We start from the raw sequence: 17148 nt of genomic DNA, 5'->3' as shown, positions 1-17148 counted from the left end.
TGTGCTACTACAAAAGACTTCTCTCATTAGCGTATACTGAACCGAGACACACAATGAGAGGATACTTACTATGACTGAACAAACCATTGCACATAAACAAAAACAGCTGACAAAGCAAGTCGCTGCATTTGCTCAGCCTGAAACAAAAAACAGCCTGATTCAGCTTTTAAACACGTTTATCCCATTCTTCGGCCTATGGTTTCTTGCTTATCTCAGCCTCGATGTCTCCTATCTTCTTACGTTAGCATTAACGGTGATTGCCGCAGGTTTTCTGACAAGAATTTTTATCATCTTCCATGACTGCTGCCATCAATCTTTTTTCAAACAAAAACGCTATAACCACATTCTCGGTTTTCTGACAGGTGTCCTGACTTTATTCCCGTATCTTCAATGGCAGCACAGCCATTCGATTCATCATGCGACTAGCAGCAATCTGGATAAACGCGGAACAGGAGACATCTGGATGTTAACAGTAAACGAATATAAAGCTGCATCAAGACGAACAAAGCTTGCATACAGACTTTATAGAAACCCGTTTATCATGTTTATTCTCGGACCGATTTATGTTTTTCTGATCACGAACCGTTTTAACAAAAAAGGCGCAAGACGCAAGGAACGTGTAAACACATACCTTACGAATCTGGCAATTGTCGCGTTGGCTGCCGCTTGCTGTCTGATCTTTGGCTGGCAATCGTTTTTACTGGTGCAAGGCCCGATATTTCTGATTTCAGGTTCAATCGGTGTTTGGCTGTTTTATGTGCAGCATACCTTTGAAGATTCTTATTTTGAAGCGGATGAAAACTGGAGCTACGTTCAGGCTGCTGTTGAAGGCAGTTCATTTTATAAACTCCCGAAACTGCTTCAATGGCTAACAGGCAATATTGGTTACCACCACGTTCATCATTTGAGTCCAAAGGTGCCTAACTATAAGCTTGAAGTTGCTCATGAACATCACGAACCATTAAAAAACGTACCGACAATCACCTTAAAAACAAGCCTGCAATCACTCGCGTTCCGTCTTTGGGATGAAGATAACAAACAGTTTGTGTCATTTCGGGCTATAAAACATATACCTGTAAGCCTTCCGCCTGATTCACCAGAAAAACAGAAGCTGCGGAAGAATGCCTGATGATAAAGGAGGTCTTCTAATATACTAGAAGGCTTCCTTTTTATTGTTGGAGGGTGCATTCTGGCTTTCACAATGATAAAGTTACAAGTAAGATGAAAAGCTGAAAATGAGGTAAGATCATGATTAAAAATCATTTTACATTTCAAAAACTAAACGGGATTACGCCCTATATATGGACGATATTTTTCATCCTCCCCTTCTACTTTATATGGAAATCATCATCTACATTTGTTATTATTGTCGGCATCATTTTGACGCTTTTATTTTTTTCGGTATATCGATTTGCTTTTGTCTCAAAAGGCTGGACCATTTATTTGTGGGGATTTTTATTAATTGGCATTTCAACCGCCTCCATTACCCTGTTCAGTTATATTTATTTTGCTTTTTTTATCGCGTATTTTATTGGAAACATTAAGGAACGCGTCCCTTTTCATATTTTATATTATGTCCATTTAATAAGCGCAGCCGTCGCAGCCAATTTCAGTCTCGTATTAAAAAAGGAATTCTTTCTGACACAAATTCCTTTTGTCGTCATTACCCTCATCAGCGCAATTTTATTGCCCTTTAGTATAAGAAGCCGCAAGGAGCGCGAACGGCTTGAAGAAAAGCTCGAGGATGCAAATGAACGGATTGCAGAACTGGTAAAATTAGAAGAACGTCAGCGAATTGCCCGCGATCTCCATGATACGCTTGGGCAAAAGCTTTCTCTTATCGGTTTAAAAAGCGACTTAGCAAGAAAATTGATATACAAAGATCCCGAACAAGCAGCTCGTGAACTGAAAAGTGTTCAGCAAACAGCGCGAACTTCTTTAAATGAAGTAAGAAAAATCGTTTCCTCTATGAAGGGCATACGGCTCAAGGATGAATTGATCAACATCAAACAAATTCTCGAAGCAGCTGACATTATGTTTATCTATGAAGAAGAGAAATGGCCCGAAAATATCTCATTGCTGAATGAAAACATTTTGAGTATGTGCTTAAAGGAAGCTGTCACAAATGTCGTCAAACACAGCCAGGCTAAAACTTGCCGAGTTGACATTCAGCAGCTCTGGAAGGAAGTTGTGATAACAGTGTCTGACGATGGAACATTCAAAGGAGAAGAAAATTCCTTTTCAAAAGGACATGGCTTACTCGGGATGAGAGAACGGCTTGAGTTTGCAAATGGAAGCCTTCACATCAATACCGAAAACGGAACCAAGCTTACCATGGCAATTCCTAATAATTCAAAATAAACATAAAGGATGGCTTATATGATTAGTATATTTATTGCAGAAGATCAGCAAATGCTGCTGGGCGCTTTAGGATCACTTCTAAACCTCGAAGACGATATGGAAGTCGTAGGCAAAGGTACAACCGGCCAAGATGCTGTTGATTTTGTCAAAAAACGCCAGCCTGATGTATGTATTATGGACATTGAAATGCCCGGAAAAACAGGGCTTGAAGCTGCTGAGGAGCTAAAAGATACAGGCTGCAAAATTATCATCTTAACCACCTTCGCCAGACCCGGTTACTTTCAGAGAGCTATTAAAGCTGGTGTTAAAGGCTATTTGTTAAAAGACAGTCCGAGTGAAGAGCTGGCCAACGCCATCCGTAGCGTCATGAACGGAAAACGAATCTATGCACCTGAGCTGATGGAGGACTTATACAGCGAAGCTAACCCTCTTACAGATAGAGAAAAAGAAGTGCTTGAACTTGTGGCTGACGGTAAAAACACAAAAGAAATCGCTCAGGAACTCAGCATCAAAAGCGGGACGGTGCGGAATTATATCTCAATGATTCTAGAAAAGCTTGAAGTGAAAAATCGAATTGAAGCCATTACCCGGTCAAAGGAAAAAGGCTGGTTTAAATAAAAAAGGATCTTGGCATCTGCCAGGATCCTTTTTTTAACCTGAAATTCCCGTTTGAGAACCTCGCCGCAACCAGAAGAATTAAACTGATCCATATCCTCGCTCCTATGCCCGCTGAACGATTGCTTGGTTAACAGCCCAATAAAAGACTGGATTGAATGATATCCCTGTTAAAATGGTCGGCCATTGCACATCAGCAGAATTTCTGATATTGATTATATTGTATTTTCAGTATGACAAAGTTGTGCCACTTCGCTCCCGAAGCTGCCATGCCCAACTGCAAGAGCCTAATAACACAATAAAGAACCGTCTGAAATCAATCCGAATCCGTCAATGGCATCTGCTACATCCAACTGCTTATTATCTGCCAAAAAAGATACAACACCAGCTCGTTTCGCTGATCAAAGATAGTAACAACCAGCTATAAATGTCATGATGCCGAATGTCTCTGTAATGTGGAATCAATCTTTTAACCCGAGAGCCCCTGAATCGCACATAAAGAGAAAAACGGGACCACTTTCTTTTATCAGCATATGATATAAACAGCTCTAAGCAGAACGAAAAAAAGACACAAGCCAAAAGCTCATGTCTTTTACCACAATCTATATTATTAGTTTAAGATTTTAACATTTACAGTTTTGACGCCCCAATTAGATGCATCACTTTTACTTGGTACAAATACGTCGATTTTATTTCCTTTAATAGCGCCGCCAGTGTCTCCTGCTGTTGCTTCCCCGTAGCCTTCAACATAAACTTTAGAACCTAGCGGAATCACATTAGGATCAACCGCAATAACTTTCGCGTTCGGGTTCTTATTTAAGTCAATGCCTGTAGCTGTAACGCCGGAAATGCCGCCGTCGTTAGCAGTGTAAGCAGTAGCAGTAACTGTTAGTTCTTTTGAAGCTTCTTGATTATTTGTATTTGATTGAACAGCCTTCTCTTCTGTGTTAACAGAAGTTTCTGCCTCAGCTTTTGTTTCTTGTTTAGGTTGCTGTTGTACAGCTTCTTGTTTAGGTTGCTCTTTTTGCACAGCCTCTTGTTTTGGCGCAGCTTGAGGTGCGTTTGTTTGCGCATTCTCAGTAGCTGTGTTTGCTGCTGTTGCCTGACCTTTTACTGAAAGAGTTGATCCAGCATAGATCATGTCAGAGCTTAAGTTATTCCAAACTTTCAGGTTGTTGACTGTCGTGCCGAATTTTTGAGCAATCTTAGAAAGCGTATCTCCCGCTTTAATTGTATATTGCCCAGTCGTGGTTGTTTCTTCTGAAGAAATGGTCAGTTTTTCTCCTGCAATGATTTTATCAGAAGTTAACTTGTTCCATTCTTTTAAGTCCTTTAGGTTCACTCCATTTTTCTGAGAGATTCCCCAGAGCGTATCACCCTTTTGCACCGTAATTTCTTTTGCAGAAGCGTGAGCTCCGAATGCAGTTGTTGAAAGTGCAGCAACTGCCACAAAGGACATAATCGTCTTCTTCATAAGTAAATCCTCCCTTGTTAGCTTTTTATTGGCGGCTAACAGGTGATATCGTAACACACGTAAATGTCAAATCAATAACAAAAAGATATGATTTAGATTACAGTTCCTTTACATGAAGGATTTCTCTCTGATGGAAAGACTTGCTGAACCCTTGATATAATAGGCTTCGCAGGTCTTTTTATTTTGAGGCGAAACAGAGAAAATAAAATGTGTTTTTTATAGAAAAAAAGATTGTTTTTCTGTTTTTTTAGTCTGTCATCCTTGCATAAGCTTGTATTTCTTGTAAAAAAAGCCGGCCGTATTTTGCTCTTTTTTGTTCTCCGACTCCTTTTATAGACAAAAGTTCATCATCATTTACGGGCTGTTTTCCTGACATTTCTTTTAACGTTTGGTCAGAGAAAACAACAAATGGCGGAACACCCTGCTCAGCCGCAATTTCTTTCCGAACCATGCGCAATCGTTCAAATAGCTCGTCATTTTCAGTAATCGCTGCCGCTTTTAACGATTCTTTTCTCGCTACTGATAATTCTCCTTTCAGCACATTCCTTCCTTTACTGCTGACAAAAAGAGTCGGAAACGTTCCGTCTGACATCCTGATGAAGTCGTCAGAAATAAGAAATTCGATAAAATCGCTGATTTCGCCAACGGATTGGTGTTTTAATATCCCGTATGTTGAAAGGTCTGAAAAGCCGTTTTCAAGAACTTTTTTATTTTTGGAGCCGGCAAGTACCTGGGCAACCATCGTCTTGCCAAACCGTTCTTTCATGCGAATGATACAAGATAAGACCATTTGCGCCTCCCGCGTCACGTCATGGGCCGCTCTTGTATCGGTACAGTTTCCGCACTGTCCGCACGCATCAGGCTCCTTTTCTCCGAAATACATAAGGATAAAACGCTGCAGACAATCTTCGGTATGACAGTAGTCGACCATTTGTCTCAGCTTTTTTAAATCCTGCTTTTGTTTCTCTTCATGTTCTGATTGCTCAATTAAGAAGCGCTGCACCATAATATCCTGCGGTGAAAACAGGAGAACACATTCACTGGCAAGGCCGTCCCGTCCAGCTCGTCCTGCCTCTTGATAATAGCTTTCCATATCTTTCGGAATTTGTGCATGCAGAACAAATCTAATATTTGATTTATCAATACCCATTCCAAAAGCAGAGGTTGCCACCATCACTTGAAGCTCATCATTAAGAAACCTTTCCTGCTGCTCTTTTCTCTCATCATCAGCCAAACCTCCATGATACCGGCCTGCCCTGACCTGATTTCGTTTCAATCTCTCATATATCCGATCAGCTTCTTTTCTGGTCGCTGTATAGACAATTCCTGCTTCATGCCTGTTGTTTTGCACATATTCGTCTATAAACCGATCTTTATTTTCTCCTTTTACTACTTTAAAGGTTAAATTCTCTCGGGAAAATCCGGTATATACCGTGTTTTCTTTTTGAATATGCAGCTGTTTGCAAATATCATCATGAACCTCGGGTGTGGCTGTTGCTGTTAACGCCATGATGACAGGCTTGTCATGTAATTCACGGAACAAGATTTCAATATTCCTGTAGCTTGGCCTGAAATCATGGCCCCATTGAGAAATACAGTGCGCCTCGTCTATTGCGACCAAAGGAACATCTATGCCCTGCAAAATCCGGATAAACTCTGTGGACGTTAGTCGCTCTGGTGTAATGTAAAAAAGTTTATAAGCCCCTTCTTTGAGTCCGTTCAGCCTCTCATATATTTCCTGATTGGATTGTGTGCTGTTAATGTAGGCGGCGTTAATCCCCGCTTCTTCTAACGCATCAACTTGATCCTTCATCAAGGAAATCAACGGTGATATGACGATCGTCGTCCCTTCAAACATTAATGCCGGAATTTGATAGCAAATCGATTTGCCGCCTCCCGTCGGCATAATGCAGGCCGTATTTTGCCTCGCTTCCGTCACCAAGCGGATCGCTTCATCTTGGCCGCTCCGAAACTTCTCATAACCAAAATAATGAGCCAGAAGGGATTGGGCTCTATGTAACATAACGTGTAAACCTCGCTTTTCCTTGAATTTCTCCCATCATATCATAAAAAAGCGGCCTTCATTTCTTTCACACAAAAATGGAATATTCACTATACCAAACCTTTTTAGATAAAATAAAAAGCCATTTCCGAAAAGGAAATGGCTTTCGCTACGTCTTGCCGTATGCAAGTAAGAAAGTTTTAAACCACCACTCCTCAAAGTGGGTGTTTGCAGAAACGTTCCTGTCGTCCTCTGCAATGGAGGCATGACATTCCGGCTTCGATATAAAACTCCCTATTACAGCTTAAAGGTTAAAACTTAATTAACAATACGCACAAAGTAGCTTCTTTAATATAGTACACCATCAGGCGGTTTTAATCAAGAGGTCAGAACAATTGTTTAGAAAAACTTTTTCCAGTGAATAAAACTGTTTTTTCTCCAAAATACCTGACAATTCGACAAACAAAAAATATATTACAATAAAAAAAACAGCCTTTTTCGCTAAAAGCGAATGATTATTTTCTTCTATATTAATGTGTATATACAAAAAGACTCCTATTTGTAACGATAGGAGTCTTGGCTTTATTAGAATTTTGCAGCAAGATCTTTTGCTTCTTGTAAACCTTTTTCAACGATTTCTTGCGCTTGATCAGGTGCTGCGTTATGTCCTTCGATGACAACTGTGTGCAAGTCTTGAACACCCCAGAAACCAAGAACTGTTTTCATGAAGTTTAATGACATTTCAAGTGCAGCCATTGGTCCTTCTGAGTAGACACCGCCGCGAGCGTTAAGAAGCGCAACTTTTTTGCCGCCCATTAAACCGACTGGTCCTTCTTGTGTGTATTTGAATGTAACGCCTGCGCGAGACAGATAATCAACATAAGTATGAAGCACTGCTGGCACTGTGAAGTTCCAAAGCGGGAATGCGAAAACAACTTTGTCAGCTTTTACAAACTGGTTCAGATATTTGTCAGCAATTGCTGCTTGTTTTTTCTCATCTTCTGTCATTTCCATTCCTTGACCTGCTTTAAATGTTCCGTTAATCATATCTCTGCCAAGGTAAGGAAGGTTTTCCTTATGAAGATCTAATTCAACCACTTCATCATTAGGGTTGTTTTCTTTATAAGCAGCTAAGAAAGCTTCGTAAAGTTTAGTTGAAACGCCTTCTTCAGCTGTACGGTCGCTTGATTTTACAAATAAAACTGTAGACATCTGTATTCCTCCCGGTAAACTTTTTATATTTACTTACAAATAGTATGTTACTTTCTTTTTTACGCAAAGTCAATCACTTTATTTTGAATATGAGATTTTTTTTCAAAAAAAAAGCAAGTACATCTAATATCGGTGTACTTGCATGGCATTTTTACTTCGAATCTTGTTCACGATCCAAGATTTCATACGTCTGCGAGCTTTTTTGATCAATTGTTTCTTTGTTGGATAAGTCTTTTACCTGTTCATGAAACTCTCTTTCATAAGAAGGAGCATCTGTCTCCAGATCATCCTCCACATCAGCTTGGGCCTCAACTGTCATTCTTGCATAAGGAACAGCTTCAAGTCTTTCGTAAGGAATCTCTTGGCCGGTTTTTTCACACACGCCGTAAGTTCCGTCTTTCATCTTTTGTAATGCACGGTTGACCTCCTCTAACAGCTCCCGGTCAATCTCTCTCACTGTTTGGTCTGTCATCCGATCTGTGACGAGCGTCCCGTGGTCTGCCATATGGTTGTCAACCCCATTGGAAAGCTCCCCCACTTCTTCCGTCATTGATTCTGTTTCCTTTTTCTCGCCAGACAATTCTTTTTGCATATCGAGCAATTTATGATAGAGATGCTGTGTTTGTTCTTTTGTCAGTGCCATGTATATCCTCTCCTTTCTATCCTGTTTCCCGTTTTGCCTTCTGTCAAACATGGGAACATCAATGGAAAGATGAGCTACTGCCTTTTTGAACGGATCGTGACCGCTGGCGTCGATGGTGCTTCGGGTTTTCGTTGGCACTTTTTGTCCTTCTCTTCTGGCGGTATATAATAGGTTGCGCCTATATTTAATCTGCCGCTCAGTTCATCAATGGTCAGCTCGCCGAATTCAAGATGATAGTCAATTTTTTCGACATTCAGCGTTTCAATATGTATATAGGTTTCTTCAGACTCCTGTTTGCTGCTTTGTTTTTGTTTCTCAATCACTGAGAGTCTTTCTTCACATTCACGCAGTTTGTCAAGTTCTGGTTTCAAGCAATGCCTGATCAGCGACCGGAACATTTTTTTCATGACATCACGACCCTTTGCATACTCCTCTTTCGTCTACATATATAATGAGGTATATCCCATAGAAAGGAGAGGTTTTCATGCTTCCGACTAACATCAATATTTCTCATCTCAAGACTAACTCGATAGGCACCGGCTCATCCCTTACCTTTGGTTCTGCGGAGTTAAGGAACAGGCGCTCTGCTATCAAAAGAAATAACGGTTTTGGGGAACAAAATGCAGATGTTATTGTCATGGTCATTCCGATTGAATCAATTGATGACCGTGATGGGGCAGATGCACTCAGTATGAAAATCAATCATCAATAACAATGGTTTTCGCTTGACCTTCGTCTTTTTTAATAGTGATGTATAGGATTCCGTCTTTAAAAATGGCATTCATCTTTCCATGAAGATGATCGGAAAGCGGAATTTTCTTTTCAAAACTTCCGTATCTCCCTTCTTTTTGGCGAAAGTCCTGTTCATTAAAATAGGAAAAGCGCTGCCCCTTCACCACTAAATAATCTCCGTACGATAATATGTGAACGTCTTGTTTACGGTAGCCTGGAAGATAAATTAAAAATTGTACTTCCGTAACGGTATCTACAATATCCATGCTCGGAAATGAAGCATCTCCTTTCCCTCGCTGATCTTGCTGCGCAAACGGAAACGGAGATTGGCCATTTGTCATAAAAGGGGTTTTTTGGTCTTCATCAAATACCTGTTTCCAAAAGTCACCGCCGTACATCTGCTGTGCGAATTCCATCCACTGCTTCATCTTTTCGAAATCCATTTGAAGCCCCCTGTCTTAACATACTTTATAACCGCCAGCATACAACTATAGAAAGGAGGTTTGCCTGTGGTTCAACCAACTCCGTATATCAATATTAATATTTTCATGCTGAAAATTAATTCCTTTGAAAATGCTTCAGCGGTTAACGTAGGACAAAATTTATTGGCAGAATGGCAAAATTCTGATAAAAAAAATCAAGGCTACGGACAGAATTTTGGAGATGCGAGCGGATTTATGGGCACGAGAAGCCATGTGGATGACAGAGACCAAATTGATTCTCCGGCCTCTTTTGAAAGTGAAGCGGTTAACTCCTCAATCAAAAGGAAGTGATGAGATGTTCTTTTCTCCCTCCGTCGTGAATGTCGGCGGATTTAAAATCAATACAATGGACCGTGGTTCCTCTTTAACACTCGGTCCGTATCAGCAGGTCGATTACTTTTTATCAGCTAAAATAAATCAAGGGTTTGGAGAAGAAAATGGCGACTTTACTCCTCTTGTCGTACCGATTTCAAATGTATTAGATGCAGATCTTGTTGATTCGAACTCAGCGAAAAACAGTGTGGTGTAATAAGTAATAAGAACAGGGCGCACATGCCCTGTTCTTGTTTTTATATATAAAAAAAAGCCTAACCATTTTTTGAACGGCTGGCTCATCAAATATTCAGCTGCACAAATGCTTTGTCAGCACCGCCTGAACCTCGCTTAAATCGGTGTCTTTCGCAAATTCTAATTCGAACGTTTTGCTTCTTGTCATCAATAAAAGCCCAGTGTCCGGATCAAACATTCCCGCTTCTTGAATGGCAAAGCTTTCAATTGTTTTATATGGAAGAAATACACGAACCTTCTTTTTAGAAAACATTTTATTGTCAAAGAAAATGATCCGCTTATTTGTAAAGCAAATTTGGTCCACTCGGAGCTTATAAATCGATTCTATTCTTTCCCCTTCAACGAGCAAAGCCTCAAGCTTCTTTGCGTCCGTTGATCTGCTAACAGAAAAAATACCCAATGAAGAACCCCTCTTTCTGCATTTATCTATTTGTTTTATCATTCACTACATAAAAATAAGTCCTTTATCCCTATATAAGAATACGACATAGAAGACATTTAAACCATTACGAACAGATTACATTTTTCAAATTTTTGATTTGTTTTTTGGCTTTTAAGCTGTTGTCATCAAGTAATACGCACATATAGAGAAAAAAGTTTCAATATTCAGCAATGTTTTTATAAAAAAGTGGTTTTTAATGATTTTTTATTCTTGTTTTATATTTCCTGTTTTAACCACAAAAAAACCGCAGCTGAGCTGCGGTTTTGTGGATCGACCACTTTTAACAAAATATTCCTGATTATTCAAGGAAGCATTACATCTCTTCGAAGTATTCTTTATAATAGCCGCCGACTTTATTCGTATTGTCGACCACAAAGAGAAACTCCTCTGTTTCATTTTTTACTTCATATTCTTTTCCCGGCGTTAAAACGCGGTTTACGATATATTTTTTTGCGTTTGTCTGCACACACTTTACTTTTTTAATTGTTTCTTTTTCAAGCCAATTTTTATGAATCATGATGAAATCTCCTTTTCTTATCTATAAGCTTATTGTAGCTTTTTTCTTTTGTAAATTGCAATATCGGTTATTCATTGATTTTGCCTTGATTTCTATTATAGAATGTTTGTATACGCTTACGTTTGAAGCAACTATCACAGCTTATTTCTGCTATTCAATCCAGGAATCAATGTGCTATCACCAAGAATCTCAGAACAGACCATAAAAAATGACTGGAGGTTTGTTACGGATGAGTTCTTTAACGATGCAAGTGACGAAAAGGCTGGAGACATTTTTACAGGGAACAAAGAAGCTTTATATTGACGGAAAGTTTGTTCCGAGTGCCTCAGGGGCAACCTTTGACACTCCAAACCCGGCGACCGGCGAAACCTTGATGACGCTGTATGAAGCCCAGGCTGCGGATGTGGACAAAGCGGTTAAAGCTGCCCGGAAAGCCTTTGACCAAGGTGAATGGAGAACAATGTCTCCAGCTTCGAGAAGCAGACTGATGTATAAGCTGGCGGACTTAATGGAAGAGCATAAAACTGAGCTTGCTCAGCTTGAAACACTTGATAATGGGAAACCGATCAATGAAACGACTAATGGAGATATTCCGCTGGCTATTGAGCATATGCGCTATTACGCCGGCTGGTGTACAAAAATAACAGGACAGACGATTCCGGTTTCCGGCGCTTATTTTAATTATACGCGTCATGAGCCTGTCGGTGTCGTCGGCCAGATCATTCCATGGAATTTCCCGCTCCTGATGGCGATGTGGAAAATGGGCGCGGCACTTGCAACAGGCTGTACAATCGTCCTCAAACCGGCTGAACAAACACCGCTTTCAGCTCTTTATTTGGCAGAATTAATTGACCAAGCCGGTTTCCCTGCCGGTGTAATCAACATCATCCCGGGATTCGGTGAAGATGCGGGAGAAGCGCTGACGAACCACGAAGCGGTTGATAAAATTGCCTTTACCGGTTCCACTGAAATCGGAAAGAAAATCATGTCCACCGCAGCGAAAAGCATTAAGCGTGTTACATTGGAGCTGGGCGGAAAATCACCTAATATTCTTCTGCCGGATGCGAATTTGAAAAAAGCTATCCCGGGCGCTTTAAACGGTGTGATGTTTAACCAGGGCCAAGTCTGCTGTGCGGGCTCACGTGTCTTCATTCATAAAGACCAATATGATGAAGTTGTTGATGAAATGGTGTCCTATGCTGAGTCACTCCGCCAAGGAGCGGGACTTCATAAAGATACTCAAATCGGGCCTCTCGTAAGCAAGGAACAGCATGAGCGCGTTCTTTCCTATATTCAAAAAGGAAAAGATGAAGGAGCAAAAGCAGTGACCGGCGGAAGCTGTCCTTTTGAAGCAGGATATTTTGTCGCACCGACTGTGTTTGCGAATGTTGAAGACGAAATGACCATCGCAAAAGAAGAAATTTTCGGACCCGTGCTGACTGCAATTCCGTACGAAACTGTCGATGAAGTTATTGAACGGGCAAACCATTCAGAATATGGGCTTGCGGCCGGACTATGGACAGAGAACGTCAAGCAGGCTCACTATATCGCGGACCGACTTCAAGCCGGAACCGTTTGGGTGAACTGCTATAATGTGTTTGATGCGGCGTCTCCATTTGGCGGTTATAAACAGTCAGGACTCGGACGAGAAATGGGATCATATGCCTTGGATAATTACACAGAAGTCAAAAGTGTATGGATAAACCTTGAAGACTAACATGTATGTTTAAAAAACTGCTGCCTGCCAGCAGTTTTTTTCTTTCTGTAATGGCAGTAAAAGACGCTGAATATATATGCTTCTGAAGGAGTTGAGCGTGATGGGCACACTTCAGGAGAAAGTGAGGCGTTTTCAAAAGAAAACCATTACGGAGTTAAGAGATAGGCAAAATGCTGATGGATCATGGGCATTTTGCTTTGAAGGACCAATCATGACAAATTCCTTTTTTATTTTGCTCCTTACCTCACTAGATGAAGACGAAAATGAAAAAGAACTAATATCAGCCCTTGCAGCCGGCATTCATGCAAAACAGCAGCCCGACGGCACATTTATCAACTATCCTGATGAAACGCGCGGAAATCTAACGGCTACCGTCCAAGGATATGTCGGGATGCTGGCTTCAGGATGTTTTCACAGATCTGAGCCGCATATGAAGAAAGCTGAACAATTTATCATCTCACATGGCGGTTTGAGACATGTTCACTTCATGACAAAATGGATGCTTGCCGCGAACGGGCTTTATCCTTGGCCTGCTTTGTATTTACCATTATCACTCATGGCGCTCCCCCCAACATTGCCGATTCATTTCTATCAGTTCAGCTCATATGCCCGTATTCATTTTGCTCCTATGGCTGTAACACTCAATCAGCGATTTGTCCTTATTAACCGCAAAATTTCATCTCTTCACCATCTCGATCCGCACATGACAAAAAATCCTTTCACTTGGCTTCGGTCTGATGCTTTCGAAGAAAGAGATCTCACGTCTATTTTGTCACATTGGAAACGCGTTTTTCATGCACCATTTGCTTTTCAGCAGCTGGGCCTACAGACAGCTAAAACGTATATGCTGGACCGGATTGAAAAAGATGGAACATTATACAGCTATGCGAGCGCAACCATATTTATGGTTTACAGCCTTCTGTCACTTGGTGTGTCACGCTATTCCCCTGTTATCAGGAGGGCGATTACCGGCATTAAATCACTGGTGACTAAATGCAACGGGATTCCTTATCTGGAAAACTCTACATCAACTGTTTGGGATACAGCTCTAATCAGCTATGCCCTTCAAAAAAATGGTGTGACCGAAACGGATGGCTCTGTTACAAAAGCAGCCGACTTTTTGCTAGAACGCCAGCATACCAAAATAGCAGATTGGTCTGTCAAAAATCCAAATTCAGTTCCTGGCGGCTGGGGGTTTTCAAACATTAATACAAATAACCCTGACTGTGACGACACTGCAGCCGTTTTAAAAGCGATTCCCCGCAATCATTCTCCTGCAGCATGGGAGCGAGGGGTATCTTGGCTTTTATCGATGCAAAACAATGACGGCGGATTTTCTGCTTTCGAAAAAAACGTGAACCACCCACTGATCCGCCTTCTGCCGCTTGAATCCGCCGAGGACGCTGCAGTTGACCCTTCAACCGCCGACCTCACCGGACGTGTACTGCACTTTTTAGGCGAGAAAGTTGGCTTCACAGAAAAACATCAACATATTCAACGCGCAGTGAAGTGGCTTTTCGAACATCAGGAACAAAATGGGTCTTGGTACGGCAGATGGGGTGTTTGCTACATTTACGGCACTTGGGCTGCTCTTACTGGTATGCATGCATGCGGGGTTGACCGAAAGCATCCCGGTATACAAAAGGCTCTGCGTTGGCTCAAATCCATACAAAATGATGACGGAAGCTGGGGAGAATCCTGCAAAAGCGCCGAAATCAAAACATATGTACCGCTTCATAGAGGAACCATTGTACAAACGGCCTGGGCTTTAGACGCTTTGCTCACATATGAAAATTCCGAACATCCGTCAGTTGTGAAAGGCATGCAATACCTTACCGACAGCAGTTCGCATAGCGCCGATAGCCTCGCGTATCCAGCAGGGATCGGATTGCCGAAGCAATTTTATATTCGCTATCACAGTTATCCATATGTATTCTCTTTGCTGGCTGTCGGGAAATATTTAGATTCTATTGAAAAGGAGACAGCAAATGAAACGTGAATCTTATCAAACGGAGATGTTCAATTGGTGTGAAGCCCTGAAAGATCAGATTCAAAAGCGAGGACAGCTTGACCAGTTTGAAGATCAAATCGACAAGATGATTGAGGCTCTGGAAGATGACCAAACAACAGAAGAAGATTGGTATAAACAGGCCGCTGCCCTTTACCGGGATATTACAGAATCAGATGATACAAGTGAAAGACGCGCATATGTCCCTATAGGGAAACACGTGCTGCCAAAGCTTCCTTACAAATACTCCGCCTTAGAACCTTATATTTCACGCGATATTATGGTCCTTCATCATACAAAACATCATCAAAGCTATGTCGATGGCCTGAACAAAGCAGAATCAGAGCTTAAAAAAGTGAGAGCAACAAAGAATTATGACTTAATCACTCATTGGGAAAGAGAGCTTGCGTTCCATGGAGCAGGCCATTATTTGCACAGTATTTTTTGGTTTTCTATGCATCCAAACGGAAAACGGCGTCCTACAGGGGCATTGTTCCAAATGATAGACCTTTCATTTGGAAGCTATTCCGCTTTTAAAGAACATTTTACCCAGGCCGCTAAAAAAGTGGAAGGCGTCGGCTGGGCCATTCTGGTCTGGGCACCTCGATCAGGACGGCTGGAGATTTTAACGGCAGAAAAACACCAGCTCTTCAGCCAATGGGATGTGATCCCCCTTTTACCGCTTGACGTATGGGAGCATGCCTACTATTTGCAATACAAAAATGACCGGGCCAGCTATGTCGATCACTGGTGGAATGTCGTGGATTGGCGCGAGGCTGAAAAACGTTTTGAGCAGGCAAAAGAAGTCGTTTGGAAGCTCTATTAAAAAAAGCCCCCTTTCTCCGGGGGCTTCGTGTTTTAAAAAATCCCTACCACATGCAAAAACACGATGATGATGGCAACAGGAGATAGATATCGAATGAGCAGCAGCCAAACCGCAAACCACTTTCGTTTGAGATTGGAACCGCTTTTCAGCTCGTCAAACAAATCCTGTTTCGGTATTTTAAGCGGGACAAAAATCGAAATCAGTAACGCACCTAACGGCATTAAAATATTGCTCACAAGATAGTCGGCGGCATCAAAAATAGACAGATGAAATATAGTGACGTCACTTAAGACACCGTATGATAATGCAGACGGCACACCGACAATAAAAATAGCAATTCCGCCTAACCAAGCGAATCGTTTTCTCTTATTGACATCGCCTTTCGACAGTACTGCGACCAAAATTTCCAGCATTGAAAAAGCAGATGTCAATGCAGCAAATAAAAATAGAAGTAAAAATGCTAATAAAAAGATAATTCCGAACGGCATTTGATTAAACACAGTCGGCAGCACGTTAAATAACAGAACCGGGCCTTGGTCTGGTTTGAGGCCGAATGAAAAGACAGCTGGAAAAATCGCAATTCCAGCCATTACAGCAACAAGCATGTTCATAACAGTTACAGATACAGCGGACTGTACCAGATTTTCCTGTTTCTCTAAATAAGCGCTATACGTTACCATGACAGATACACCGACACTTAATAAGAAAAAGGATTGTCCCATTGCATATAAAATGGTATTGGCATCAATTGCAGTTAAATCAGGCATCAGGAAAAATTTGATTCCTTCCATCGCACCATCAAGTGTAACCGAACGCACCATTAAAATGATGAATAATAGAAAAAGCGCCGGCATTAATACTTGGCTTGCTTTTTCAATTCCGCTGCTTACCCCTTTCGCAACAACTAAAATTGTTACCACCATAAAGAGCAGCTGGCCTCCTACAGCCAAATAAGGATTTGAAATGGTACTTGCAAATATCGTATCAAAACCAGATGTCTGCGATAAACCGCCAGTGAAGCCTTTTATAATATAAATTAAAATCCATCCGCCTACGACACTGTAGAAAGATAGAAGAATAAAGCACGTCACCATGCCTAAATAACCGATCCAATGCCACTTCGTTCCTGGAGCAAGTGTTTTATAGGACTGAACGGCATCTTTCTGTGTTCTTCTGCCTATGATAAATTCACCTAACAATAAAGGCAGTCCGATTAAAACCGTAAATAAAATAAAAATAAGTAAAAATGCGCCTCCTCCGCTGGTTCCGGCAACATATGGGAATTTCCATATCGCACCAAGCCCGATAGCTGATCCTGCCGCGGCTAAAATAAAGCCGAGCTTCGAAGACCATTGATTTGCTTCCTTCACCGTATCACTCCTATTTGATCTAACCATTATAAAGGTTCATTGTAAGAATATCTTCCTATATAGTCAAGAACATTTTAATTAGTTTACATCATATATCTATAGACATCTGCCAAAAACTAATATTGAATTATTCAGAAAATTATTTATAATAAGAGAATGTTATGAAATTTGTAAGAATTT

Annotated in this window: 18 protein-coding genes and 1 other RNA gene; 9 read left to right on the top strand and 10 right to left on the bottom strand. The window is 41.1% G+C overall.

The window, feature by feature from the left end:
* Nucleotides 1–70 precede the first annotated feature (70 nt).
* From desE to desR, 3 genes are all read left to right on the top strand, one after another.
* On the top strand, nt 71–1129 hold the full coding sequence (gene desE, locus NYE22_RS11870) for a fatty acid desaturase DesE (protein ID WP_004399588.1): 1059 nt from the start codon (nt 71–73) through the stop codon (nt 1127–1129).
* A 119-nt stretch (nt 1130–1248) separates the two neighbouring features.
* Nucleotides 1249–2361 carry a two-component sensor histidine kinase DesK gene (gene desK, locus NYE22_RS11865; RefSeq protein ID WP_014480016.1) on the top strand — a complete coding sequence of 371 codons (1113 nt, stop codon included), beginning with the start codon at nt 1249–1251 and terminating at the stop codon, nt 2359–2361.
* Between the two features lie 18 nt (nt 2362–2379).
* Nucleotides 2380–2979 (top strand): two-component system response regulator DesR, encoded by a 600-nt coding sequence (desR, locus tag NYE22_RS11860; protein ID WP_004399356.1) that lies wholly within the window; start codon nt 2380–2382, stop codon nt 2977–2979.
* Nucleotides 2980–3586: 607 nt separating this feature from the next.
* On the opposite strand, the gene NYE22_RS11855 is transcribed toward desR, so the two are convergent.
* The 6 genes from NYE22_RS11855 to NYE22_RS11830 form a co-directional block, all read right to left on the bottom strand.
* Nucleotides 3587–4450 (bottom strand): 3D domain-containing protein, encoded by an 864-nt coding sequence (locus tag NYE22_RS11855; RefSeq protein WP_014480017.1) that lies wholly within the window; start codon nt 4448–4450, stop codon nt 3587–3589.
* Between the two features lie 247 nt (nt 4451–4697).
* The gene (recQ, locus tag NYE22_RS11850; RefSeq protein WP_015714092.1) at nt 4698–6473 is read right to left on the bottom strand and encodes a DNA helicase RecQ; all 1776 of its coding nucleotides are present in this window, start codon (nt 6471–6473) and stop codon (nt 4698–4700) included.
* A gap of 141 nt (nt 6474–6614) precedes the next feature.
* Nucleotides 6615–6801, bottom strand: a non-coding RNA gene (ssrS, locus tag NYE22_RS11845) — 6S RNA.
* 236 nt (nt 6802–7037) lie between these two features.
* On the bottom strand, nt 7038–7664 hold the full coding sequence (gene azoJ / locus NYE22_RS11840; protein WP_003231260.1) for an FMN-dependent NADH-azoreductase AzoJ: 627 nt from the start codon (nt 7662–7664) through the stop codon (nt 7038–7040).
* Between the two features lie 151 nt (nt 7665–7815).
* Nucleotides 7816–8307: a TraR/DksA family transcriptional regulator gene (locus tag NYE22_RS11835; RefSeq protein ID WP_014477068.1), complete on the bottom strand. Its 492-nt coding sequence runs from the start codon at nt 8305–8307 to the stop codon at nt 7816–7818.
* 74 nt (nt 8308–8381) lie between these two features.
* Nucleotides 8382–8714 (bottom strand): hypothetical protein, encoded by a 333-nt coding sequence (locus tag NYE22_RS11830; protein WP_014480020.1) that lies wholly within the window; start codon nt 8712–8714, stop codon nt 8382–8384.
* A gap of 77 nt (nt 8715–8791) precedes the next feature.
* Between NYE22_RS11830 and NYE22_RS11825 the strand changes: the two genes are divergently transcribed.
* Nucleotides 8792–9019: a hypothetical protein gene (locus NYE22_RS11825; protein WP_014480021.1), complete on the top strand. Its 228-nt coding sequence runs from the start codon at nt 8792–8794 to the stop codon at nt 9017–9019.
* On the opposite strand, the gene yocM is transcribed toward NYE22_RS11825, so the two are convergent.
* Nucleotides 9006–9482, bottom strand: a complete 477-nt coding sequence (yocM, locus tag NYE22_RS11820) for a salt stress-responsive protein YocM (protein WP_342412724.1) — start codon at nt 9480–9482, stop codon at nt 9006–9008. The genes NYE22_RS11825 and yocM overlap by 14 nt on opposite strands.
* Nucleotides 9483–9548: 66 nt before the next feature.
* Between yocM and NYE22_RS11815 the strand changes: the two genes are divergently transcribed.
* Both NYE22_RS11815 and NYE22_RS11810 read left to right on the top strand, forming a co-directional pair.
* Nucleotides 9549–9812, top strand: a complete 264-nt coding sequence (locus tag NYE22_RS11815; RefSeq protein ID WP_004399338.1) for a hypothetical protein — start codon at nt 9549–9551, stop codon at nt 9810–9812.
* Nucleotides 9813–9816: 4 nt separating this feature from the next.
* On the top strand, nt 9817–10050 hold the full coding sequence (locus tag NYE22_RS11810) for a hypothetical protein (protein WP_003231251.1): 234 nt from the start codon (nt 9817–9819) through the stop codon (nt 10048–10050).
* 93 nt (nt 10051–10143) lie between these two features.
* Here the strand turns inward: NYE22_RS11810 and NYE22_RS11805 are convergent, their stop codons facing one another.
* Nucleotides 10144–10488 carry a PH domain-containing protein gene (locus tag NYE22_RS11805; RefSeq protein ID WP_003220141.1) on the bottom strand — a complete coding sequence of 115 codons (345 nt, stop codon included), beginning with the start codon at nt 10486–10488 and terminating at the stop codon, nt 10144–10146.
* Nucleotides 10489–10843: 355 nt separating this feature from the next.
* Nucleotides 10844–11047, bottom strand: coding sequence for a DUF6501 family protein (locus tag NYE22_RS11800; protein ID WP_003231245.1), 204 nt, complete (start codon nt 11045–11047; stop codon nt 10844–10846).
* A 229-nt stretch (nt 11048–11276) separates the two neighbouring features.
* Between NYE22_RS11800 and dhaS the strand changes: the two genes are divergently transcribed.
* The 3 genes from dhaS to NYE22_RS11785 all read left to right on the top strand — a co-directional run bounded on the left by dhaS (nt 11277) and on the right by NYE22_RS11785 (nt 15598).
* Complete coding sequence (gene dhaS / locus NYE22_RS11795) at nt 11277–12764, top strand: aldehyde dehydrogenase DhaS (protein WP_342412722.1); 1488 nt, start codon at nt 11277–11279, stop codon at nt 12762–12764.
* 100 nt (nt 12765–12864) lie between these two features.
* Nucleotides 12865–14763, top strand: coding sequence for a sporulenol synthase (gene sqhC, locus NYE22_RS11790; protein WP_342412720.1), 1899 nt, complete (start codon nt 12865–12867; stop codon nt 14761–14763).
* Complete coding sequence (locus NYE22_RS11785) at nt 14753–15598, top strand: superoxide dismutase (RefSeq protein ID WP_049141171.1); 846 nt, start codon at nt 14753–14755, stop codon at nt 15596–15598. Before sqhC ends, NYE22_RS11785 begins: the two co-directional genes overlap by 11 nt.
* Before the next feature lie 32 nt (nt 15599–15630).
* Here NYE22_RS11785 and NYE22_RS11780 read toward each other — a convergent pair whose 3' ends face one another.
* Nucleotides 15631–16968 carry a sodium-dependent transporter gene (locus tag NYE22_RS11780; RefSeq protein ID WP_014477075.1) on the bottom strand — a complete coding sequence of 446 codons (1338 nt, stop codon included), beginning with the start codon at nt 16966–16968 and terminating at the stop codon, nt 15631–15633.
* Nucleotides 16969–17148: the final 180 nt, after the last annotated feature.

Source organism: Bacillus sp. FSL K6-1560, from assembly GCF_038592935.1.
In the GTDB taxonomy this organism is placed as follows: Bacteria; Bacillota; Bacilli; order Bacillales; family Bacillaceae; genus Bacillus; species Bacillus subtilis.
Note: the sequence above shows the minus strand (reverse complement) of the source record. Positions and strands in the feature narration are given on the sequence as shown.

Coding starts and splice junctions, on each gene's coding strand:
- dhaS (WP_342412722.1), top strand. CDS start 11,277: ATGAGTTCTTTAACGATGCAAGTGACGAAAAGGCTGGAGACATTTTTA.
- desE (WP_004399588.1), top strand. CDS start 71: ATGACTGAACAAACCATTGCACATAAACAAAAACAGCTGACAAAGCAA.
- azoJ (WP_003231260.1), bottom strand. CDS start 7,664: ATGTCTACAGTTTTATTTGTAAAATCAAGCGACCGTACAGCTGAAGAA.
- recQ (WP_015714092.1), bottom strand. CDS start 6,473: ATGTTACATAGAGCCCAATCCCTTCTGGCTCATTATTTTGGTTATGAG.
- NYE22_RS11830 (WP_014480020.1), bottom strand. CDS start 8,714: ATGAAAAAAATGTTCCGGTCGCTGATCAGGCATTGCTTGAAACCAGAA.
- NYE22_RS11800 (WP_003231245.1), bottom strand. CDS start 11,047: ATGATTCATAAAAATTGGCTTGAAAAAGAAACAATTAAAAAAGTAAAG.
- desR (WP_004399356.1), top strand. CDS start 2,380: ATGATTAGTATATTTATTGCAGAAGATCAGCAAATGCTGCTGGGCGCT.
- NYE22_RS11825 (WP_014480021.1), top strand. CDS start 8,792: ATGCTTCCGACTAACATCAATATTTCTCATCTCAAGACTAACTCGATA.
- NYE22_RS11785 (WP_049141171.1), top strand. CDS start 14,753: ATGAAACGTGAATCTTATCAAACGGAGATGTTCAATTGGTGTGAAGCC.
- desK (WP_014480016.1), top strand. CDS start 1,249: ATGATTAAAAATCATTTTACATTTCAAAAACTAAACGGGATTACGCCC.
- sqhC (WP_342412720.1), top strand. CDS start 12,865: ATGGGCACACTTCAGGAGAAAGTGAGGCGTTTTCAAAAGAAAACCATT.
- NYE22_RS11855 (WP_014480017.1), bottom strand. CDS start 4,450: ATGAAGAAGACGATTATGTCCTTTGTGGCAGTTGCTGCACTTTCAACA.
- NYE22_RS11835 (WP_014477068.1), bottom strand. CDS start 8,307: ATGGCACTGACAAAAGAACAAACACAGCATCTCTATCATAAATTGCTC.
- NYE22_RS11810 (WP_003231251.1), top strand. CDS start 9,817: ATGTTCTTTTCTCCCTCCGTCGTGAATGTCGGCGGATTTAAAATCAAT.
- yocM (WP_342412724.1), bottom strand. CDS start 9,482: ATGGATTTCGAAAAGATGAAGCAGTGGATGGAATTCGCACAGCAGATG.